Here is a 23,595-nt window from a genome sequence, read left to right on the forward strand (position 1 = left end):
CAGACGTAGGTTGGGTTAGTAGTTGTTAATTAATAAGGATGCTGAGCATGAAAAAGATTCCTTCCTCGGAGATAACACCCGAAGCGTTGTTCTACTCACGCCGCCAATTTATCAAGGGGGCGGCGGCCTTGGTTGGTAGTGCCGCTGTTCTAGCCGCCTGTGGTAGCGAAACCAGTGAAACCAGCGACCTGCCAGCGGGCGTTGATGTACAAACACCCTATGAATCGATCATCAATTACAACAATTTTTATGAATTTACCACCAACAAAGAAGCCGTCGCCGATGCTTCGAAGAATTTTACGACCAACCCGTGGACGGTCGAAGTTGGCGGCTTGGTCAACAAACCCCAAACCTTTGCAATCGAAGATTTGCTCAAGCAATTTACCCAAGAAGAACGGGTATATCGATTGCGCTGTGTCGAAGGCTGGTCGATGGTCATTCCATGGACGGGTTTTAGCCTCGCTGGCTTGTTGAAACAGGTTGAACCAACTAGCGCCGCCAAATATGTGCGCTTTGAAACGGTAATGCGCCCCGAAGAAATGCCAGGCCAAAGCAGCAGCTATTACACATGGCCCTATGTCGAGGGCTTGCGGCTCGATGAAGCCATGCACGATTTAACCTTGATGGCAACTGGCGTGTATGGCAAGCCAATTTTGCCCCAAAATGGTGCACCCTTGCGGCTGGCAGTACCATGGAAATATGGCTTCAAAAGCATCAAATCGATCGTTAAAATTGAGCTTGTGGCTGAGCAACCAACCAGTTTATGGATGAACGCAGCACCTGATGAATATGGATTTTATGCCAATGTTAATCCCGATGTGCCGCATCCACGCTGGTCGCAAGCCACCGAACGACGGATCGGTGAGGCTGGTCGGCGGCGAACCTTGGCCTTCAATGGTTATGCCGATGAAGTTGCTGCGCTCTACAAAGATCTTGATTTGAAAGCTAACTATTAATCTCGCACTAGCCCAAAACGGGCGAGGGGTGCATGCTCGATGGTTGAAGCGAAGCAGCTTTGAGCAACAACTGGTAAATCATAGCAATATCATTAATTAAAGGTAGGCTACATGGTGAGTCAACTCAAACGTCATTGGCTGCGCTATTTAGTCCATGTGGCATGTCTTGTGCCGTTTGGGTTATTGCTCTTCGATTATTTAACCGATCAACTGACAGTTAATCCAATTCAGGCGGCGACCCTGCGCACTGGCAAAACGGCCTTGGTCATCTTGGTCTTATCGCTAGCGTGTACACCAATCAAAATCTTTACACCATTTAAACAAGTAACGGTGCTGCGCCGCCCTTTGGGTTTATATGCCTTTTTCTATGTTTGCCTGCACCTCTTGATTTTCGTGGGCTGGGATTATGGCTTCGATTGGGAGTTTATCAGTGAGGCCATTGGCGAAAAACGCTATATGATCGTCGGCCTGGTTGCCTGGCTGTTGCTAATTCCTCTAGCAATTACTTCAACCAAGGGCTGGATGCGACGGCTCGGAAAGCGCTGGCGACTGTTGCATCGCTTGGTATATGTAATTGCTGGCCTAGCCATCTTACATTATGTCTGGTTAGTTAAAGCTGATGTTCGCGAACCGTTGGCCTATGGTGCTGCGATTGGCTTGTTACTCCTGCTGCGGCTACCTGTGCTACGGCGTTGGCTGCCAAAACGCCAAATCCAGCCAGCCAAACAACCTGAGCGCCCAACCGAAACCGCTTAAAACTCAAGGCTCAACGATCTTAACAATCGTTGAGCCTTGAACGAGTATTCGCTTGCCTATCGTGGCTAGTCCAGCGTTGGAACTAACCTACGGTGCAATTGCAGGATAGGCGTTGCGAACCAACATGGCAAATTGTGATGGGAACCAGCGGCCTGCGTGCGGTGCTCCCGCCAAGGCATTGGTTGGGTAGGCCGTGTTGTAGCGGTTTTGCGCGTTCGGGTCACACATTGCGTCAAACTGCTTGGCGGGGTCGGTTGGGTCAATCACCCCTGCCGTCGCCACACCGTCTGATTCGCCTGGAGGTTTGACCCACACATAGGCATCAATCCCGCTCACGGGGGCTGCCGTTGGCCGTTCGCCAATCCCTGCACCCGACTGGTTACACCAGCCACCACGATGCGGGCGACGATCCAGCTTCGAATCGTTGACATAGATTTCCAATGAATTCGAACTGCTCACCATCGTTGGCCGAGCCGTGCCACCCCAACCGTTGCGGCTGGTATCAATCAACATCCCGATACCGCTTGGGAATCCGGCGGTGATAAAGGCATTGCGCATCGCCAACACATAATCGGTTTCGTCGAAGTAGGGGTTCCATTCGTAGAACAACGACGAGCGAATCGGGTTGCCACCACCCAAGGTCAAGCCGGAGTTTGGCAAGAACACTTCGTTCAATGGTGTGTAGTTGGCCGTGTTCGAGATAAAGCCATCGATCCCGTTCAAGCCTTTGGTCGTGCCGCGCACCGTTTGGGTGTACAGCTGAATCGCTGGCGTGAAGTTGCTGTCCCAGCCCAACCACCCTGAGTGGGCAATGTCCATGTAGATGTAGACGTTGCTGGTCACATTCAGTTTGTTGATGGCATATTGAACACCTTGGACATAGGCTCCGCTCGAAATCGCTTCAGCACAAGCCGGAATGCTGGCATTGGTTACCAAGTTCGAGAGTGAATCCGGTTCCAAAATCACCACAATCCGCAACGAAGCATATTGGCTCTCGCCCACGATGGCGGCAATCGGGTCGATATACTCGGTTTTATAGCGATTCAAGCCATTTTCGGAGATTTTCAACTCGCCGTTCGAGGCCAAGGCGGCACAGTCACGGTTGGGCAAGTCGTAGACCACAATTGAGATTGCCACTTGTTGACCGCTGGTTTGTTGTTGCACTAACGCAGCATCAAGGTGAGCGCGTAAGCCCATCGCGTCGCTGCTGCCAGCGATTGCGGCAATCCGGTCGAGCCACACAGCGGTTGGGTATGAAGCAACCTTGCGCATTTGTGAACCAAGCGTGCCACCAGTGGCATTGGCTTCGGCGTTCACGCGGGCAGCATATTCACTGTTGATGTAGCCTTGTGCGCCCACAAATGGGTTGGCAACATGGACACCTGGAACACTCGTTGGTGCTGGAGTGCTGGTTGGTGCTGGTGTGCTGGTTGGCGCTGATGTGCCAACTGGCGTGCTGGTTGGTGGAACCGTCGTTGCCACCGGAGTAGTTGTTGGGTTGGTCGATTGTGAAATTGGTGGATAGGCGTTGCGAACCAACATTGCAAATTGCGATGGGAACCAGCGACCTGCGTGCGGTGCTCCCGCCAAGGCATTGGTTGGATACGCCGTGTTGTAGCGGTTTTGCGCGTTCGGGTCACACATTGCGTCAAACTGCTTGGCGGGGTCGGTTGGGTCAATCACCCCTGCCGTCGCCACACCGTCTGATTCGCCTGGAGGTTTGACCCACACATAGGCATCAATCCCGCTCACTGGTGCTGCTGTTGGCCGTTCGCCAATCCCTGCACCCGACTGGTTACACCAGCCACCACGATGCGGGCGACGATCCAGCTTCGAATCGTTGACATAGATTTCCAATGAATTCGAGCTGCTCACCATCGTTGGCCGAGCCGTGCCACCCCAACCGTTGCGGCTGGTATCAATCAACATCCCGATACCGCTTGGGAATCCGGCGGTGATGAAGGCATTGCGCATCGCCAACACATAATCGGTTTCGTCGAAGTACGGGTTCCATTCGTAGAACAACGACGAGCGAATTGGGTTGCCACCACCTAAGGTCAAGCCGGAGTTTGGCAAGAACACTTCGTTCAATGGTGTGTAGTTGGCGGTATTCGAGATAAAGCCATCGATCCCGTTCAAGCCTTTGGTCGTGCCACGCACCGTTTGGGTGTACAGCTGAATCGCTGGTGTGAAGTTGCTGTCCCAGCCCAACCAGCCTGAGTGGGCAATGTCCATGTAGATGTAGACGTTGCTGGTCACATTCAGTTTGTTGATGGCATATTGGACACCTTGGACGTAGGCTCCGCTCGAAATCGCTTCAGCACAAGCGGGAATGCTGGCATTGGTCACCAAATTCGAAAGTGAATCCGGTTCCAAGACCACCACAATCCGCAATGAGGCATACTTGCTATCGCCCAAAATCGTTGCGATTGGGTCGATATACTCCGTGCGGTAGCGGGCTAAGCCATTTTCCGAGATTTTCAACTCGCCGTTCGAAGCCAACGCGGCACAGTCGCGGTTGGGCAAGTCATACACGACAATTGAGATTGCCACTTGTTGACCACTGGTTTGTTGTTGCACCAGTGCGGCATCAAGGTGAGCGCGTAAGCCCATCGCGTCGCTGCTGCCAGCGATTGCGGCAATCCGGTCGAGCCACACAGCAGTTGGATACGAGGCCACTTGACGCATTTGTGAACCAAGCGTGCCACCAGTGGCATTGGCTTCGGCGTTCACCCGCGCAGCATATTCACTGTTGATGTAGCCTTGTGCCCCCACAAATGGGTTAGCAACATGGACACCTGGGACAGTTGTTGGTGCTGGCGTATTGGTTGGGCCAGTCGTGCTGGTTGGTGGAGTAGTCGGAACTGTCGTGTTGGTTGGGCGCGTGGTTGCACTTGGAACTGGCGTGTTCGTTGGAACATTCGTTGGGCCAGTTGTGCTCGTTGGTGGAGTAGTTGGAATCGTTGTGTTCGTTGGGCGCGTGGTTGCGCTTGGAACCGGTGTATTGGTTGGTGGTGTGGTTGGAACTGTGGTGTTGGTTGGAACTGTAGTTGGAACAACCGTGCCGCCACAAGTTACACCATTGAGGGTAAAGACGGTTGGCTTAGCATTTGCGCCACTATAGCCAGCTTGGAAACCGAAGTTTACCGTGCCGCCAGTGCCGATGTTGCCATTCCAGCCTGCATTGCTAACGCTCACATTCGCGCCGCTTTGCGAGACAACCCCACCCCAAAGATTTGAGATGTTTTGGTTGCCAGCAAACGACCAGCCGAGCGTCCAGCTTGAAACGGCTGAACCAGTGTTTTTAAGCGTCACATCGCCAATAAAACCGCTACCCCAATCGTTAGCAATGTTATAGACGACTTCGCAGCTAGTAGCTGCGGCGGTTGGTTTAGCATTCAATTGGCCTAGGCCACTGCCAACCACGGCGGTCAAAAGAACAAGAATTAATCCACGGGAATTAAAGATCCGAGCCATCGAATTCGCCTCCTTGCGTAGTATGTGTACTCTTCATCGATTAAAACGCGCATGGTTTTATGTACACAAACAATTCATTGTCGTTCAACGTGGAAACTGCCTATGAAGTGGCTGCCCTCCTTTGGAACCGGTCTCATTTAGATAGCTTAATGTGGGTAAAACAGGTCTTGAGAGGGGAGGCGATGGCGTTGTTTGAGAGCGATCCCAAGACTGTTGGACGAATGTTAAAGCTTTTAACCAATTTTGTCAATAGCAAATCTTTAGAGTTTCTTAAGTAAATTCAGATTCGTAAAATCAGAATCGGTGGCAACGTTTTTGATACAATAGCAGCACACTTTTTAAGGCCAGACAAGGATCAGAACGCCATGCCGAATTCGCTACGACCCGCCGAGCCACGCATCGATCAAGCTACGATAACCAAGCTGCTGAATGAGTTCGATTGGAGCTCAACGCCGCTTGGGGTGATGGATACTTGGCCAATTGCCATGCGCAGTATCGTTGATATGATGCTGGCAGTTCCGGTAGCGATCGCAACGCTATGGGGTCGGCAAGGCATTATGATCTACAACGCTGGTTATGCGGTCATTGCTGGCTCACGTCACCCTACAGTATTTGGTCAGCCCGTTACCGCCGCTTGGCCCGAAGCCGCCGATTTCAATCAATCGATCCTCGATCAGGTCTTTGCGGGCAAAAGCCTTACTTACCAAAAACGCAACTTTATGTTGCAACGCAATGGCCGTAACGAACAAGTCTGGTTTGATCTTAGTTATAGCCCGATTTTTGACCAAAACGGTGAAATTCTCGGGGTCATGGCGCTGGTGGTCGAAATAACTGCCCAAGTTTTAGCTGAACAACAACGCCATCGCGCCGAAGAACGCTTCCAATTAGCCTTGGATGCTGGCTTACTGATCGGCACATGGGATTGGGATATTGTGGCTGATCGCTGTATCGTCGATCCGCGCTTTGCCGAATATTTTGCGCTTGACCCAACCCTCGCCAGCCAAGGCGTGAGCGTCGAAACCATGCTTGAGGCGATTCATCCCGATGATCAAGCGACCATTGCCCAATTAATTCAATCGGCAATTCACAGCGGTCAGTCATATCGCGCTGAATATCGCGTGCTCCACCGCGACGGCGATTATCGCTGGGTCGAGGCCAATGGCTTTTGCATTTTTGAGCACAATCAGCCGCAACGTTTTCCTGGCGTATTAATCGATATTACCGAGCGTAAACGCCGCGAAGATGCCTTAGAGCATAGTGAGGCTCGTTTACGCGCAATTTTTGATACCTTGCCCGTCGGCTTGGTTTTTGCCGAAACTCCGACTGGACGGATCACCGATGGCAATGCCCATGTCGAGCAGATTTTGCGCCATCCGGTGCTGCCATCGCCTGCGACCGAGGCCTACGGCGAATGGATCGCTTACGATGAACACAATCAACTTGTGCCAATCGAAGAATATCCACTGGCGATTGCTGTCAAAACTGGGCAAGTTTCCGAGCGCGATTTCCACTACCAGCGGGGCGATGGCACACGGGCTTGGATCAAGGTTATCGGCGGCCCAGTCCGCGATCTTGATAACACGATTACTGGTGGTTTGATCACAATCATCGATATCGACCGCGAAAAACGCACCGAAAAACAACTCCAAGCGCTCAACAACGATTTAGAAGGCTTGGTCGCCCAACGCACTCGTGAGCGCGACCGAATTTGGCTGGTCAGTCAAGATCTGTTAGGCATTGCTGACCCAACGGGCAATTGGCTCGCGATCAATCCTGCTTGGCAACGCACACTCGGCTGGAATGATAGCGATATTCTTGGGCGCACCAGCGAATGGCTTGAACACCCCGACGACCATGAACGCACACGCCAAGAGGTTGCCAAGCTAGCCAATGGCATTCCCACTAGCTATTTTGAAAATCGTTTTCGCAGTCGTGACGGCGAATATCATTGGCTTTCGTGGACGGCAGTGCTAGATAATGGCTATCTCTATTGCGTTGCCCGTGATATTAGCAACGAAAAACAGCGCCAAGCTGAAATCGAACGTATGCAAACCCAATTGCGGCAATCGCAAAAAATGGAGGCAATCGGTCAACTCACAGGCGGCATCGCCCACGATTTTAACAACATTTTAACTAGCATTTTGGGTGGACTGGATTTGCTGCAACGCCGCATCAACGTAGGCCGTTTCGATACAATTGAGCGCTACATCAACAGTGCAATTAAATCGGCCAAACGTGCCGCTGCATTAACCCAACGTCTATTAGCATTCTCGCGCCAGCAAGCGCTGGATGTGCAACCAATCAACATCAATAGCCTGATCCAATCGCTCGACGATTTGCTCCAACGCAGCCTTGGCGAGCAAATTCAGGTGGCAACCAACCTCAGTGATGACGTTTGGCGGGTGCGCACCGATGCCAATCAGCTTGAAAACGCCTTGCTCAACTTGGCGATCAACGCCCGTGATGCCATGCCCTACGGCGGAATTCTGACCATTAGCACCAGCAATATCAACGCGCAACAAGCCCAGCAACTGCAACTTGATCCGCATGAATATGTATTAATCGAAGTCATCGATAGCGGCACTGGTATGAGTAGTGAGGTAATCGAACGCGCTTTCGATCCATTTTTTACCACCAAACCCTTGGGGCAAGGCACAGGGTTGGGTTTATCGATGATTTATGGCTTTATCAAACAAATTGGCGGGCATATTCAAATTGAGAGCCAACTCGAACAAGGCACCAGCGTCAAGCTCTATTTGCCGCGTGACCAAAGTGGGCTTGAGCATGGCTTTGCCGCCGAATCGGCCCAAGCTCGCAGCATCGAGGGAGCTACCATTTTAGTGGTTGAAGATGATGAGGCGGTGCGTATGGTGTTGATCGATGTGCTTGGCGAGTTGGGTTACCACACGCTTGAGGCCGAGGATGCCAGCAGTGCCTTAGCCTTCTTCGAGCAGGCTGCGCCGATTGATTTGGTAATTAGCGATATTGGTTTGCCTAAGACTGATGGCTACGATCTAGCGCTGCATATCCGCCAGCGCTATCCAACCTTGCCAATTTTGCTGGTCAGTGGCTACACCGATCGGGCGGCAGTGCGTAGCGGCGAGCTAGAAGCCTATATGGAATTGCTCAGCAAACCATTTGAAATTACCGACTTGGCCAATAAAATTCACGATTTGCTCCAACAAAGCCACAAGTAAGCTTGCCGCCTAGAAGCAACCTCACTTGTGGCCTTGAATCCAACATAAGCGAGCCTGCCGCCTAGAAACAGGCTCGCTTGGCGATTTGGTTATGGCGCAACGCTACAAGCAACGCCATTCAAAACAAAGTTGGTTGGCACAGCATTTGTGCCATTATGACTAGCAATAAAGCCAAAGCTCTGCGTGCCATTAGTCGGAATATTGGCATTCCAATCGGCGCTATGCTTGGCAGTCACAGCTGAACCAGTTTGGGTCAGCACAGTATTCCAACTGCTCGTCACCGTTTGACCATTGGCAAAATTCCAGGTCAACGTCCAACCACCACTAATCGGCGCTCCCAAATTGGTAATCGTCACACCGCCCGTAAACGCGGTATTCCACTGATTAACCACATAGTTAATCCGGCAGCCACCAGGCGCTGGAGTTGACGTTGGGGTGTAGGGCAAACTGGTTGGCGTAATTGGGGTTGCCGTTGGTACACGGGTTGAGGTTGGCGTTGGCGTGTAGGGAATCGCAGTTGAAGTCAGCGGAGTCGCCGTTGGCACGCGAGTCGAGGTCGCAGTCGGCGGCAAACTCGTTGGCGTAGCGGTTGGTACACGAGTTGAGGTCGCAGTTGGCGTATAGGGAATTGCGGTTGAACGGGTTGGCGTAGCCGTAGCTGGAACTGGTGTATTGGTGGGAGTTGAGCCAGCAATATCACCATAAATAATCCCACGACCATTCGTTCCAATATAAACCCGCCCATAAATCCGTGGGTCGCCAGTAATAGTTTCGTTGGTCGAGCCATATTGATGTTGATCGTCGTTGATGCGCACCCAGGTTATGCCGCCATCATCTGAGCGGAAGAAGCCTTCTACGCCATCAATGGCTCCGGTAATGTAGATTGCTTGATAGCTTTGGCCAGGTGCTGCCTTACCAAAACCAACCACATTGGCAACCTGCACTCCAGCAATTTTGCTGAATGTTGTGCCACCATCGGTTGAATGGAACAAGCCATCTTGGCCGCCAGCCAACCACAAATCGCCTTCGATGCCCAAAACGGCCTCGATTTTGGCGCTCTTGGTGGGCAAGCCCGTTGCAACAGCGGTAAAGTTGCGAGCAGCATCGGTGCTACGATAGAGCGTACCATTGGCGATGCCGTAGAACGTCGTCGATTTTACTCGATCAGCAATTACGACTGCTCCAGCCGGAATACCAGCACTCGCCGACCAACTATTGCCACAGCCCATCGAGTAACTGACTGGGGCAGTCGTACCGCTCCAAACAATCATCGAAGCATCAGCAGCCATGGCGATTTTGCCGCCGCCAACTGAGCCAGTAGGTTCACTGCTGGCGTGCGACCAATTTTGGCCACCATCCCATGAACACGCCACCCGTTTGACCGTGCTGCCTTCGCCAACATAGCCTGTGCGAGCCATCACATTCGGGCGGGTTCCAGCAAAATCGATGCTGGTCGATGAGCCAAATTTGAGGCTAGCCGACCACGGTGGAGCCTTAGTCAGATCGGTATGGTAGAAGCCAGCAATATCACCCAAGGCACTTACCAAGTGCACACCTTCTGGTGGGCTAACCAATTCGAGAACTGCGGTTTCTTCAAGGCCATGGGCCCGCACATCGAGGGCAACTTTGCCGCCAGTATCCCAAGCAGTCAAATTATCGGTGCCATAAATCGTTGCGCCAGTGCCATAGAGCATGCGATCTGAGTTGAATGGATCAATCTCGATATCGCCGATCATCCAGCCCAATTTAGGTGCAACTTCAGGTGCGGTTGCATTACCACCAAAGTCAAGCCATGGCGAACTGCTAATATCTTGAGTATAGCGGAAGGTGCGTTCGGGATAGTTGGCCCATTCCCAAATACCGCTCCATGTCGCGCCGCCATCGGTGCTGCGATAAATCAAGGCATCAGGCCACCATGAATTGAGGCTGGTTACCAACAAGGTATTGGGATTTTGCGCATCAACCGCCAAGCCGCCATAGCCAAAATAATCGTCGGCGCTGCTCGAAGGAATTGGGCTAATGTTCGTCCAAGCTTGGGTGGCGGTGTTATATTTCCAAACATCACCCTTGCCACCATCATAGGGGCCAGGTGTATCGCTGTAGGTGATGTAGAGCATGCCGTTTGAGGCCAAAGTAGCATGATGTGGCAAATAGCCTGCGGTTGGTTGGCCGGGTAATGCCGCCCAAGTTGCCCCGCCGTCGGTGCTGCGATAAATACTGGTGGTCGTATCGGCAACCCCAACATAAATCGTTTGCGAAGCGCTGCCACTACTGCCAGTTCGTGGATCAAACGTTACCCACACTACCCCAATACGGTCATTGAAATAGGGATCGGTATAGTTGCCAATCGCCGGAAAACTAGTAACTTGCGCCCAGGTTGCACCATAATCGGTGCTGCGCCAGAGGCCTTGGCCGCGTGTACCGAGGTAAAGCACGCTATTTTTGTTGGGGTCAATCGCCAAACGTTCGCCCATCGAGCGGCCTGGCATATTACCGCCAAGTTTAAATGGCAGGTCGGTGCGGGCCCACGAATTGCCTTTGTTGGTCGAGCGCAAAATCGCGCCGTTGGCCGAAGTCCAATCGTTAGTGTAAGTGCCAGCGGCCAAATAGAGGCGGTTGGGATCAACTGGGTCGGTCGCGAGGCTATCGATCCCAGTCCAGTTCCAATCGGTTGCACCAATCCAGTCGGTTAGGGGAATCCAACGCTTGGTTGTGGGGTTCCAGCGGTATGCACCACCAATATCGGTGCGGGCATACACCAAATCGCGTTCAGTTGGATTGTAAATAATCCCTGGGACAAAACCACCGCCAACAATCTCGACATTCGACCAATTATATGGCTGACTACTTGCCGCCCGCGATTGCGGCACGGCCACCATCGCTTGAATTACGCCTGCAAACAGCACCACTACTGCTGCGGCCATCTTTAGCATTCGCATAGATGGGGTCTCCTTTGCACCCTATTTTTGGTTACGATGTTTGGTTTAAAGCAGCAGGCAAGCACTGGCAACAACGACAAGCAACATGGGCTTGACCTTTAAGTAATAATTAATTAGTTATGGAATCGGTTCCAGAAATATCAATAAATTAACCCTTGGTAAGCTCAATGAACGAATAAAACCCCCTTTGATAAATAGGTATTTGGGATCGGTCTCAAAAATTAAATTGCAATTAATCAAGCATCTTAGCTAAAAAAAGCCGCAAGTCAATACTAAAACTTTAGAATTCATTAAAAAGTTAGCAATTTAACCATGAACCCTGAGTTTATGTAACCACTACTCTCGATAAGTCCATGTAATTTCTTGGAGTTCCATGTGTCGCGTATAGATTGTCGGATCATTCTCAAATAAATACTCACGATTAACGTCGAATGCAATACCATGTTCAATCATGCGATCAAGGGTTACATCAGTTACTTCTCGATAGGTATTGAATCGGTCAGGAAATGTTGCTTCATCGTATTCCGATAAGGCAATAATTGTGTCTCCACTATTGTGCAGGAGATAAAAGGCAATCATCGCTGTAGCAATTGGATAGTTAATAATTTCCTGTTTTGTACAGACCGGGAGTCGCGTAAAGGCAATATATTCTGCTTTGGTGGTATTAAAAATAAGATAGCAGGTCGTCATTAATCCCTCACATCGTTATCGTTAATGAGCAAATTGGCTCAGTGTGCAATCTGTGTTTGCATCCATACATGGGCTTTGTCAATAAACGCTTGGGAAATTGCACTAGCAAAGGCCCAATTCTGAAAACCATGCGGCCCACCAGTTGTAATCTCAAACGTTACGTCAACTCCAGCCGTTTGTAAACGCTCAGCATACAAACGATCTTCTTGGTAAAACAAATCAATATCGCCAACACCGATCCACGTTGGTGGCAAGCCTTGCAGGTTTTCGCGTCGCGCAGGCACTGCATAGGCTGGAATTGCATCAATGCCGGGTTTGGTCGCCAAATAGGCCTGCCAACCGATTAAATTTTTGCGATTATTCCAAACAAAATGGTCAATTTTGCTCAATTCAACCTTGGTCGTCGTGCGGTCATCAAGCATTGGACAAAACAGCAATTGAGCCAGCGGCTGAGTCGTGCCCAGATCAACCAAGCGTTGCGCCAAACTTGCTGACAAACCACCGCCAGCACTTTCGCCACCAAGCACCACCCGCACTGGGTCAATCGCTAGCGTCGCGGCCTGCTGCTGAAGCCACTGCCAACCAGCCAAACAATCATCAAGCGGGGCAGGAAATGGGTGTTCGGGAGCCAATCGATATTCCACCGAAACCACCACAATCCCTAAGCGTTGCGCCGTCGTGGCACACCATTGATCATCTTGCGCAGCCTGGCCAATAATCATCCCGCCGCCGTGAATCCAAAACAATGCAGCCGTTGAGCGACAAACAGCGGGGCGATAAATGCGTACTGGGGGATTTAAATCGTTGCGTTGTTCAATCGTCACTCCATCAAACTGATTGGCCGGAATGCGACTGCCTAACCAACGTACAAAACGCCGCCCCCAAGCGCTGCCCAACGGCAAAGGTGGAATCCGGCGGACATAGCGTTGTAATTCAGGCGCGACCATTGAAAGCTGCATCGACAACCCCTTTCAAACCAAACATCATGTTCAATTAGCCTGCTAAATAGCAGATTAAGCCCAATTTGTACAGTAAATGGCAGTGATTTACCAGCAAAAATCCCTTTTTTCGCCATTTCAGGCAGGTATGCTAAAGCTGGATCACCCAAAGGAGCACCAATTGCCAATGCGGTCAATTCGCAAATCGAAGTTCGAAGAGCAGAGTAGAAACCTACAGATACACAAGGGAACCAAAGAGGAGCCAACAACGTTTGATCGGTGTGGTCCACAATGCCTTATCAATTTAACCAAAAAGAGGATGTTATGCGACTAAAACGAAGCAGCATTGTGCTGATCGCATTGATCATCAGCGCTTGTGGGGGAGAAGCGAGCTTACCGACCATCAATCCGCAGCCACAACGGCCAGCGCCGCAGCCACGGCCACCGATCAATGCTGATGAGCCAGAGCCAGCACCACAATGGCCGACTGCCGAAGCAACGAGCGCAGCGCCAGCGCCACAGCCAGCGCCAACTCAAGCAGCAAATGCCGGTCAGCCAGTGCCAAATCCTGCGGTTGGTCAGCCTTTGGTTGATACGTGGGAGCTGCCAACCCAACCGATCGATCCAAATCCAAATTACGCCTACGAACAAGATCAAGAAATCTTTGATTCGATGTATTTTAAAAATTATGGCACAAATCCATTCGTGCGAACAGAAACCGACCCCTTATCGACCTTTGCGATGGATATTGATAGTGCCTCGTACAGCCTGATGCGCAGTAGCATCAACCAAGGCCTCTTGCCGCCAGCCGATTCAGTGCGAGTCGAAGAATATTTGAACGCCTTTGATTATGAGTATCCCCAGCCCGAGGATGGCGATTTTGCAATCTACAGCGAAGTAGCACCATCGCCATTTGGCGGCCCCAACTACGAGCTAGTGCAAATTGGAATCCAAGCTCGAAGTATCGAAGTCGCTGATCGCAAACCTGCCGCCCTTACCTTTGTGATCGATACATCGGGATCGATGGCGCAAGATAATCGCTTGGAAATGGTCAAAAATGCCCTGATTTATTTGGCGGGGCAACTTGAGCCTGACGATAGTTTGGCAATTGTGGCCTTCAACGATGGAATGCGGGTGGTATTAAACCCAACTTCGGGTGCAAATCAGATGGATATCATCACCGCAATCAACTCACTTGAGCCAGCTGGCAGCACCAACGCCGAAGCAGGACTCTATAAAGGCTTTGAATTAGCCTGGCAAGCCTACAAACCTGAAGGCATCAATCGGATTTTGCTCTGCTCAGATGGTGTAGCCAATAGCGGCATGACCGAACCAAGCCAACTGCTCGCGACCTTCCAACAATATCTTGATGCAGGCGTTCAGCTTTCGACCTATGGCGTGGGCATGGGCAACTACAACGACATTTTGTTGGAGCAACTGGCCGATAAAGGCGATGGCAATTATGCCTATTTCGATTCAGCCGATGAAGCCCAACGCCTGTTTGGTGAGCAATTGACTGGCTCACTACAAACCATCGGGCGCGAAGCCAAAATCCAAGTTAATTTTGATCCCAATGTGGTGAAACGATATCGCTTGATTGGCTATGAAAATCGTGCAGTAGCCGATAGCGACTTCCGCAACGACAGTGTTGATGGTGGCGAAGTTGGTGCGGGCCATAGTGTGACAGCGCTGTATGAAATTAAGCGCCATCCTGAGGCCCAAGGCCCAATCGCCCAAGTTAATATTCGGTATATCAGCATGGATACCAACGCGCCAGTTGAGGAAAGCCTGAATATTTCAACAGCGCAAATTCATCGCAGCTTTGATCGCGCTAGTGCGCGAATGCACTTGGCAACGAGCGTCGCCGAATACGCTGAACTCTTACGCCATTCACGTTGGAATAACGGCACTGATATCCTTGATGTGCTTGATCTGGCGGAAGAAGCGGCGCTAGATTTGCCCAATAATCAAAGTGCCGTTGAATTTGTTACCCTGCTGCGGCAGGCTGAGCAGATGCACCAATAACTAAAATAATCAACGCCCGTTTCAGCGACTGAAATGGGCGTTGATTACCAGAATGCCAGTACAAGAACAATAGTACCTAGCAAGCAACCTCACGAGCGAGCAGATGGTCATCGAAAATCAAACCATGGTCAGCACTATTCCAACCCAATGGCCACAAGGTTCCAGCGTTGTAGCGAGCACCTTGGAGTTGAGCGTCAGTCAGGGTAGCGTTGCGCAGATCAGCATCGCGCAGATCAGCACCGCGCAAATCAGCGCCAGTGAAATTCAATTGTTGGCGGGCTGGGTGAGTCGATTGATTGGAGCGAACGCCAAACAAACTAGCATCGACCAAGATTGCGCCACAAAATTGAGCTTGGCTCAGGTTGGCCCCTGAGAGATCAGCATTGGTAAAATCAGCACCATCGCATTGAGCTTGATTCAGATTTGCATCACGGAAATCTGCAGCGACAGCAGCAACTCGATTGAGTCGAGCGCGATGAAAATTAGCGCGTTGAAGATTAGCGCCACTTAATTGGGCACGCACTAAATCAGCCAAGTTGAATTGGGTATCTGCCAATTGTGCATCACAAAAATCGTGGTGACGCAAGCGGGCAAATTGCATGTTGCTGCGATAGGCCGACGAAACGGGCGTTTGAACAGGGTGGTTTTGTACGTCCAAAACCAAAACATCGCGCTGGGTTGTCATAGCAGTCTACCTTCATTTAACGTCGTGGTTAAAAGAGCAAGGGCGAATAATGATGAGCGTTGGGGTTTGCTATTAGCGCAAGCCTAAGCAAGAAGTATGCTCATCGTTCGGTGACCAAGCCAAAAGGTATCTAGAACTCCAGCTACGCTGTTGAATTCGAGGCATTGCAGGCAAGAATGAAACCAAAAGAGCAATTGTTTGGGCAATCATACCAACGCGGACTGATGAACGATTCCGATCTGGAAAGAAACAATACAACATGGTAACTCCAAACATCAGACGGTCAGGGTCTGAGGTAAGAATTTGGGTGTGTTTATGTCATATAAACACGGGCCGATAGAAATCCCGCCTCCGATAGCACCTACCACGCTTAGCCATACCATAGCGTTGCTGCTGGCAGTAATCAGCGGTATATCACCCACAATCACCAGCCAAGGTTCGCTGCAAACAACGAGGCTATTAGCCTTGTACAGGGTTGTCTGTTAGAACTTTTAGCCCGACGCGCTTACCCTTTGGGGGGATACGCTGTCAATTGTTGTGGCAGGTTGTGCCACGTGAATTTGGTGATGGTTGTTCAGATAAGATTGGTTTATCTGTGGGTTGTGGGGAAGATTATACACAGATTAACCGCCATACCACTAGGTAATTAGAAACCATTTCGATAGTACCAATAGTACCACTTGGTTTCTGACCTAGAGTGTATAGGAACTCAGTACTAGCACTTCTAGAATGACTTACCCATGCTATGGTATAACATTCACAAGGATAATTGTGCAACAACCGTTCTAGTCCTGACTATCAAGTAGTTAGGATCAGTGTAGCCCGTATCATACCAAGAATTGCGAAATTTGTCACATGGAAATGGTGGTAATGGTCAGGGTGAAATGCGGGCCAAATATCCAACTTAAATACTATACAACTATAGGCCGTCTATGGTACACTTTCCACACATAAACCTATAGGCCTATCGGTATATTGACATATGTGAAGTGTAAACTAATTCCACACCAGATCGGGCCTACCACTGCTTGAATGCCATCAATTCCGCTCTTTGCTCCGCGCATCAATTCAAGCAGATTATTGTGGTTGCTGATGGAAGAGTCGTTAATCTTTGGTAGGGCATAGCAGGCGCTATGCTGAAGGAGCAAGCATGCAAGCCTCAATCCAGCGCTGGCTTAATACAATTAAAATCTCCGATCCCGTGCAACGTGAACAAGCTGTCCTCCTTCAAATCATGCTGATTGGATTAAGCATCATTTGTTTCTTCACAGTTCCCACTGCATTTATTGTGTCAAGTACTGTTGGCAGTGCATTTCGTGCCAGTCTAACAAGTATGTTGATTTTAATTTTCTTTGTAATCGCTGTCATCAACTTGCGTCAAGGCCATTTTCGGCGCTCAGTTACACTGGCATCAAGTGGTCTAGTCGTTGGTTTGTCGATTATTCTTTTACTTGAAGGTTTACGCAATAGTGCTTGGATTCTTTCGGCTTTCATGATGCCAATCACGCTATCGGGTTTGTTAACTGGCCGCAAGGGTATTAAAACAATTGCTGGTGCAAGTATTATCGTAATTGCCATTCTTGGCGGATTACAGTTATTTAATCTGCAATTTGTTGGGGCTTATCCGCGCCTCGGCGATCTTTTGCCACCAACCATTAGCACGTTTATATTTAGTGTGTTGATTGTAGGTTTCTTCTTTCATCGTTTTAGCGCCTCGTTAAATGATGCCCTCAGCCGCGCTTTGCAACGTGAATCCGAACTCCAACAGATTCGCGATAAACTTGAAATTTTAGTCGATCAGCGAACCGCCGCTTTGCAAGATGCCTTGCACGCGGTCGAAGAGCGTGAAGGTCGGCTCGAAAAAACCAATATCGAACTAGCTGCCGCCAAAACTGCTGCCGAGGAAGCCAATCAGCTCAAGTCGCGCTTCTTGGCCAATATGAGCCATGAGCTGCGCACGCCACTCAATGCAATTATCAACTTCACCGCCTTTCTTGATCGGTATGGTGAATTCTCTGAGCGCCAACGTGAGCTGCAAGAACGGGTGCTTTATAACGCTGATCATTTGCTTGGGTTGATCAACGACATTCTCGACCTCTCGAAAATTGAGGCTGGGCGCATGGAGTTGATGTATGAGAAAACGCAACTTGAGCCAATTATCACTGGGGTCATGGCTACTGCCAGCGGGCTAACCCGCGATAAAGGGCTTGAACTTGAACTCGATATGCCCGAAGAACTACCAACGATGGTAATTGATAAAGTGCGAATTCGCCAAGTATTGCTCAATTTGCTCTCAAACGCCGTCAAATTCACTGAGCAAGGCCAAATTAATGTGGCGATCAGTCAACCCGATGCTGAAACTGTGCAAATTTCAGTCCAAGATAGTGGAATTGGGATCGCTCCTGAGCATCAGCAACAAATTTTCGAAGAATTTCAACAAGTGCAAAATGAAGTTACCCACCAATATCAAGGCACTGGCTTAGGCTTGCCGATTAGTAAATTATTGGTGGAGATGCACGGCGGCAATATGTGGCTCGAAAGCACGCCTGGCAAAGGTTCAACCTTCTTCTTTAGTTTGCCAATTACTAATAAATTACCCGAAACTACCACGATCGATCTAACTGCACCACCAAGTTTGGCCGAACTTGAGGCAGAACCAAGCAACCCAACAACCATTGAGATTGTGGTGATTGATGATAATCCTGATGCCCATGAGACCTTCCGCGTCATGCTAGAATCAGGAGGGTATCGCGTGCATAGCGTGCTTGATAGTCGCTTGGCAATCAGCACGATCAAACAAGTTGAACCACGCTTGATTATTACCGATGTGCAAATGCCCAATCTTGATGGCTGGGAGTTGCTGGCCCAGATCAAGAATGATCCAACGATTGCCCATATTCCAATCGTGGTTTGCTCAGTTGTCGATCAGGGGACAATTGGGTTGGTACTGGGGGCACGGAAACATATTGTTAAACCTGTACGTGAGGAGGTATTGCTGGCTGTTGTTCAAGAATGTGTCGAACCAACTGCCGAGATCTTGGTCGTTGATGATAACCCTGATGCTCGTCAAGTCATTCAGCATATTCTCGCAGCACGTGATTATGCCATCAGCGAAGCAGCCGATGGGATTGAAGCGCTTGCCATGATCGAACAATCAAAACCCGATCTGGTCATTCTTGATCTCATGATGCCACAAATGGATGGCTTTGAAGTGCTCGAAAATCTGCGGCATAGCCCTAATTATGCCGATATTCCCGTGATTATTGTCAGCGCCAAGGATCTTGATCAACAGGAACATGATTGGCTGCGCACTCGCGCCCAAGGGGTCATTGCTAAACGCCAACTTAGTGAGGAAGAATTTCTTAGACGCATTAATGAGATCTTTAACCAAGGAGTAGAGTATGCCCGTGGCAAGTAATGAATATTTTGTTCCCGTTGTACCGAGCGACGCATCTGTGATTATTGTTGAGGATAACCCCGACAATTTGTTCGTTTTGGAGATTCTGCTCCGCGAAGATTTGCGCGTCAAATACTATAACGGACGCGCCTCTGGCCGCCAATTTTTCAAGCTGCTTGAGGCAAATCCACGGTTATACCCCGATTTAGTGCTGCTCGATATTCAGTTGCCTTATGAAGATGGTTTTACTGTCTTTAAAAATATGCTCAATGTCCCACAACTTAAAAATACCCAAGTGATTGCGGTAACCGCGAATGTGATGCCACAAGATGTGGCCAAAGCCCGTGAACTTGGCTTCAATGGCCTGATTGGCAAGCCGATTAATCGCAATCGCTTCCCCGCTCAAATTACGCGGATCTTAAATGGTGAATCAGTCTGGGAACCCTACTAAGCCCCTGTGATCACACCAGCGTCTTGTCCTAGGCGCTGGTGTGATCGCTATCCAGAAAGGAGCAGGGTTTAGATTACGACCTTGTGTAGGATCTCGACCCGTTGTCTATGAGCTTAATTGTTGATATCTTAATTGATGATCTGCGGGCCTTGATTCGCGACCTTGGCCAAAATGGTGGACTGATGAGTCCATCAGTCTATGACACATCCCAAGCGTTGCGGCTTTATCCAACTCCCAGCGAAGATCATGTTTGGCCAGCGGTCAATTGGCTGATTAGCCAACAACAGTCAGATGGCGGCTGGGGTAATCCATCGATGCCGCTCAGTCGAGCAGTGCCAACCCTCGCGGCCATTTTAGCCCTGCGTCGCCACTGTCAGCGGCGGTCAACCTTCGATGGATTGCTTGAGGCCAAACGTTTTCTGCGCCGCCAACTTGAATATTGGGAAAAACCGCTGCCCGATAACCTACCAGTTGGCATGGAACTCCTGCTACCGTACATGCTTGAAGAAGCCTATCGCGAAGAGCATCAAGATGATATCGACGATGTGCCAATTAAGCTCCGCCTCAATATTCCCCTGGCGCCCTATCGCGAGTTGATCGCACTCGGCGAACATAAACGCTCATTGATTCAACAAAAAAAGCCCCGCGCAGGCACAGCCCCAGTCTATTCATGGGAAGCTTGGGCTAGTCATGCCGATCCAGCATTGATCGATGGCTCAGGTGGCATTGGCCATAGTCCCGCCGCCACCGCTGCTTGGTTATTTGCTGCCAATCACAATCCCAATCTACGCAACGAAATCGCTGGGGCTGAAAACTACCTGCGCCAAGCATCGCTGGCCACCTCAGAAAGTGCTCCGTGCATTATGCCAACCGCGTGGCCAATCCCACGCTTCGAACAATCGTTCAGTTTATATGCCTTGGTCACTGGCGGCATTCTCGATTTTCCCAGTATTCAGGATGTGCTCAAACCGCAAATTGCTGATCTACATCAAGCCCTCAAGCCACAAGGCATCGGCTTCAGTGACGATTTTATGCCCGATGGCGATGATACCGCCGCCGCCGTGGCAGTATTGATCGCCGCTGGCTATCCGGTTGATCTGGCAATATTAACCCAATTTGAGCGAGAACCCTATTTCGTGGCATATCATGGCGAGTTACAGCCCTCAATTTCGTTGACAGCCCGCGCGGTGCATGCGCTTGATTTAGCAGGAGTCGATATTTCACGCTGGTGGAAGATTTTTATCGATGCTCAGAAACTTGATGGAAGTTGGAGCGGCGATAAATGGAATACTTCCTGGCTCTACACTACCTGCCATGTACTGATTGCGCTCAAAAACTCGCCCTACAAAACTGCAATGAAAGAAGCTGTCGCTGCTTTACAAGTCCATCAACATCCTGATGGAGGCTGGGGCATCATCAATCGATCAACCACGGTCGAAACGGCTTATGCGGTATTGGCACTGCAAAACTTACGTGAAGCTGGACTCTTAGCTGACGACGACATTCACATGCTCCAACGTGGTTATAATTGGCTCTGTATTCATTATCGTCCGTTTCGGATGAAAGAGTATCAATGTTGGCTCAATAAAGAAATTTATTGCCCCCAACGGATTGATCGCGCCTATGAATTAAGCGCCATGTTAGCAGTCACCCTAGGAGAATTAAAATTATGAGGCCCACGCCCACGTTAGCAGAATTTCTTCATGCCCCACTTACGACAATTCGCCAAGTTGCGCCAGCAACCATGGTTTTTTCGAGTGGTGGTAGCCGACGCAAAGCAGCTTTAGCCAATATGTCGGCTGCTGGTGAAGAATATGCACGTTGGTCGCATCAACAATTACTCAAATGCCTTGAGCTTTTTTTTAATCATGGCATTAAGCATCTTTTCTTACCCATGCTTTTGCCCAACCAATTTCAAGAAACTACGCCAAATTATCGTGAGCATATCGAACAATGGGTTGCTTGGGGCGCAGCAAGTCAGGCAATGTTGGAATACTATCAGGAACATAATTGGCGAGTACGCCTCTTAGATACCCAATATTCGCCTATTTTGGCCGATGCTGCTCAACGCTTGCAGCAACCCTATGATCATCCCGATCAACCAACGCTTTGGTGGTTTGTCGTGCGTGATTCGGAAGATCCATGGCAAATCATCTTCCAAGCAGCCCAACAAACTGCCTTCAAAACTCGGAGCCAAGCGATTGAGGCAATCTATGGCGAGCCGATTCCACCAGCAGAGCTATTCGTTTCGTTTGGCAAACCCCAAGTTAATCATGATCTCTTGCCGCCGTTGTTGGTTGGCGAGTTGCAATGTTATTGGACGCAAAAGCCTGGCTATACGCTCAGCGAGGAGGAGTTTCGCCAGATTTTGTACGATTTTGCCTTCTTGCGCAAAACTTGGCAGGCCGATAAAACCGAACGCACGCAAGCCGCCCTCGCATTTCGCCAGCACTGGGAGCGTGGCCCAATCTTAGGGCTTGGTCAACAACTTGGGCCGTTTTGGTATCCACAATCAACCAGCATTGAATCAGAGTTGTAGCAGCGTTTTAGGAGAATTGTGTATGACAGTCCTATCAACCGATATTCCAGCACCCAACTCACCAAGCATCAGCGATGTTGAAGCCTACTACGACGCGATGGGGCCGTTCTATAAATTAATTTGGGGCGATAGTGTTCATGGCGGCTATTGGCCAGCAGGCTTGGAAGATATGTCGCTCCCCGAAGCCCAAGAACATTTGACCAATTTGATGATTGCGAAAACGCCAATCAAACCAGGCCAACACATGCTTGATCTTGGCTGTGGCACAGGTTTGCCGGCGATTCGCATGGCCAGCGCCAAACAATGTCATGTCCATGGATTAACTGTGGCGCACGGCCAAGTTGCCGAAGCGCAAGCCACTATCCAAGCCATGCAAATGCAGGAGCTTGTGCACATCAATTGGGGCAATGCCATGGAATTGCCGTTTGAAGCCGATTTTTTCAATGCTGCATGGGCTTTTGAATCAATTTTTCATATGCCAAGCCGCCTTACCGTGATGCAAGAAGCCAATCGCGTTTTGCAGGCTGGTAGTTATTTTGTGCTAACCGATATTGTTGAAGTCAAGTCGCTCAGCCCTGAGCAGCAGCAGGTCTTTTTCCCAGCATTCCAAATTAATACCCTCACCACCAAACAAGGCTATCTCGATCTCTTTGAGCAAACCGGCTTCGAGCAGCTTGAGTTGATCGATTTGACCGCTGGCATCGAGAAAACCCTGGCTCATACCAAACTTGGCATTGAGCAAAAACGGGCTGAACTAGCGGCAATTTATCCACCAGAAATGCTCGGAATGATCGAACAAACATGGCCGATGGTCGAGAAAATTTACGCCGAGTTTGTGCGCTATGTCCTGATTGTCGCGCGTAAACGTGGCTAAACCCAACAAATTCTAATTGTTGTGCTCATTTCAACCGTTCCATGCCCCAGATCAGCGACAACGATTTACATACTTCAAACGATCAAACGAATTAATTACTCACGAAGGAGTTAATGGTATGTCGCTGATTCAAAAAATGACCAAAGCGTTTGTATTAATCGTCGAAGATAATATTGATAACATGCTGGTATTAACTGAATTGCTGAATGTTATGCCAGAAGTGCGTTATTGTAATGTACGGCCTTCAGGTCGCCAACTGTTTGCCTTCCTCGAAAACGATGCTGTACCCGCAATTAATTTAATTTTGTTGGATATTAACTTGCCACGCGAAAATGGCTATGTGCTATTGCCCAAAATTCGTGTGCATCCCAAGCTCTGTAACGCCTTGGTGATCGCGGTCAGTGCTCAGACGGGGCCGCAAGAAGTTGCTAAAATTCGCGCGGCTGGCTTCGATGGCTTTCTGGCCAAACCATTGCACTTCCAACGCTTCCCTGAACAACTACGCCGAATTATGAATGGTGAACAAATTTGGGAAGGTGCGTAATCTGGATATTTAGTTAGTTTATTCTTAAGTATTCTAGCCAATAAATTATAGAAATCAAATCCATACTATTTTTGTGATCTATTTAGATAATTTTAGGGTTGTGAATAAAATACAACCAAAATTTGAA

Annotated in this window: 15 protein-coding genes; 10 read left to right on the forward strand and 5 right to left on the reverse strand. The window is 49.7% G+C overall.

Translation table 11 applies throughout. From position 1 onward, the window contains the following. Positions 1-47: 47 nt before the first annotated feature. Together msrP and LCH85_01720 are read left to right on the forward strand one after the other, a co-directional pair. Positions 48-956, forward strand: a complete 909-nt coding sequence (gene msrP / locus LCH85_01715; protein ID MCA0350689.1) for a protein-methionine-sulfoxide reductase catalytic subunit MsrP — start codon at positions 48-50, stop codon at positions 954-956. 111 nt (positions 957-1,067) lie between these two features. Beyond that, positions 1,068-1,712, forward strand: coding sequence for a sulfoxide reductase heme-binding subunit YedZ (locus tag LCH85_01720; protein ID MCA0350690.1), 645 nt, complete (start codon positions 1,068-1,070; stop codon positions 1,710-1,712). 87 nt (positions 1,713-1,799) lie between these two features. Here the strand turns inward: LCH85_01720 and LCH85_01725 are convergent, their stop codons facing one another. Beyond that, positions 1,800-5,189, reverse strand: coding sequence for a glycoside hydrolase family 6 protein (locus LCH85_01725; protein MCA0350691.1), 3,390 nt, complete (start codon positions 5,187-5,189; stop codon positions 1,800-1,802). A gap of 365 nt (positions 5,190-5,554) precedes the next feature. Between LCH85_01725 and LCH85_01730 the strand changes: the two genes are divergently transcribed. After that, positions 5,555-8,386, forward strand: coding sequence for a PAS domain S-box protein (locus LCH85_01730; protein MCA0350692.1), 2,832 nt, complete (start codon positions 5,555-5,557; stop codon positions 8,384-8,386). 89 nt (positions 8,387-8,475) lie between these two features. Here LCH85_01730 and LCH85_01735 read toward each other — a convergent pair whose 3' ends face one another. The 3 genes from LCH85_01735 to LCH85_01745 all read right to left on the reverse strand — a co-directional run bounded on the left by LCH85_01735 (position 8,476) and on the right by LCH85_01745 (position 12,974). After that, positions 8,476-11,325 (reverse strand): cellulose binding domain-containing protein, encoded by a 2,850-nt coding sequence (locus LCH85_01735; protein ID MCA0350693.1) that lies wholly within the window; start codon positions 11,323-11,325, stop codon positions 8,476-8,478. Positions 11,326-11,661: 336 nt separating this feature from the next. Further along, positions 11,662-12,015 carry a hypothetical protein gene (locus tag LCH85_01740; protein ID MCA0350694.1) on the reverse strand — a complete coding sequence of 118 codons (354 nt, stop codon included), beginning with the start codon at positions 12,013-12,015 and terminating at the stop codon, positions 11,662-11,664. A 38-nt stretch (positions 12,016-12,053) separates the two neighbouring features. Then, entirely contained in the window at positions 12,054-12,974 is a 921-nt protein-coding gene (locus LCH85_01745; GenBank protein ID MCA0350695.1) for an alpha/beta hydrolase, read from the reverse strand. A gap of 303 nt (positions 12,975-13,277) precedes the next feature. On the opposite strand from LCH85_01745, the gene LCH85_01750 reads away from it, so the two are divergent. Beyond that, entirely contained in the window at positions 13,278-14,978 is a 1,701-nt protein-coding gene (locus LCH85_01750) for a von Willebrand factor type A domain-containing protein (protein ID MCA0350696.1), read from the forward strand. A gap of 76 nt (positions 14,979-15,054) precedes the next feature. Here LCH85_01750 and LCH85_01755 read toward each other — a convergent pair whose 3' ends face one another. Further along, a complete protein-coding gene (locus LCH85_01755; protein ID MCA0350697.1) occupies positions 15,055-15,663 on the reverse strand; it encodes a pentapeptide repeat-containing protein in 609 nt (202 codons plus the stop codon). Positions 15,664-16,813: 1,150 nt separating this feature from the next. On the opposite strand from LCH85_01755, the gene LCH85_01760 reads away from it, so the two are divergent. The 6 genes from LCH85_01760 (at position 16,814) to LCH85_01785 (ending at position 23,468) form a co-directional block, all read left to right on the forward strand. Continuing rightward, positions 16,814-19,081 carry a response regulator gene (locus LCH85_01760; GenBank protein ID MCA0350698.1) on the forward strand — a complete coding sequence of 756 codons (2,268 nt, stop codon included), beginning with the start codon at positions 16,814-16,816 and terminating at the stop codon, positions 19,079-19,081. Continuing rightward, positions 19,065-19,511, forward strand: a complete 447-nt coding sequence (locus tag LCH85_01765; GenBank protein ID MCA0350699.1) for a response regulator — start codon at positions 19,065-19,067, stop codon at positions 19,509-19,511. The genes LCH85_01760 and LCH85_01765 overlap by 17 nt, the downstream gene beginning before the upstream one ends. A 107-nt stretch (positions 19,512-19,618) precedes the next feature. Continuing rightward, positions 19,619-21,184 carry a hypothetical protein gene (locus tag LCH85_01770; protein ID MCA0350700.1) on the forward strand — a complete coding sequence of 522 codons (1,566 nt, stop codon included), beginning with the start codon at positions 19,619-19,621 and terminating at the stop codon, positions 21,182-21,184. After that, positions 21,181-22,050 carry a (+)-kolavelool synthase gene (locus LCH85_01775; GenBank protein ID MCA0350701.1) on the forward strand — a complete coding sequence of 290 codons (870 nt, stop codon included), beginning with the start codon at positions 21,181-21,183 and terminating at the stop codon, positions 22,048-22,050. The genes LCH85_01770 and LCH85_01775 overlap by 4 nt, the downstream gene beginning before the upstream one ends. A 22-nt stretch (positions 22,051-22,072) precedes the next feature. Continuing rightward, positions 22,073-22,924, forward strand: coding sequence for a class I SAM-dependent methyltransferase (locus LCH85_01780; GenBank protein MCA0350702.1), 852 nt, complete (start codon positions 22,073-22,075; stop codon positions 22,922-22,924). A gap of 118 nt (positions 22,925-23,042) precedes the next feature. Next, positions 23,043-23,468: a response regulator gene (locus LCH85_01785; GenBank protein MCA0350703.1), complete on the forward strand. Its 426-nt coding sequence runs from the start codon at positions 23,043-23,045 to the stop codon at positions 23,466-23,468. Positions 23,469-23,595 lie beyond the last annotated feature (127 nt).

This window comes from Chloroflexota bacterium, assembly GCA_020161265.1.
Classification (GTDB): Bacteria; Chloroflexota; Chloroflexia; order Chloroflexales; family Herpetosiphonaceae; genus Herpetosiphon.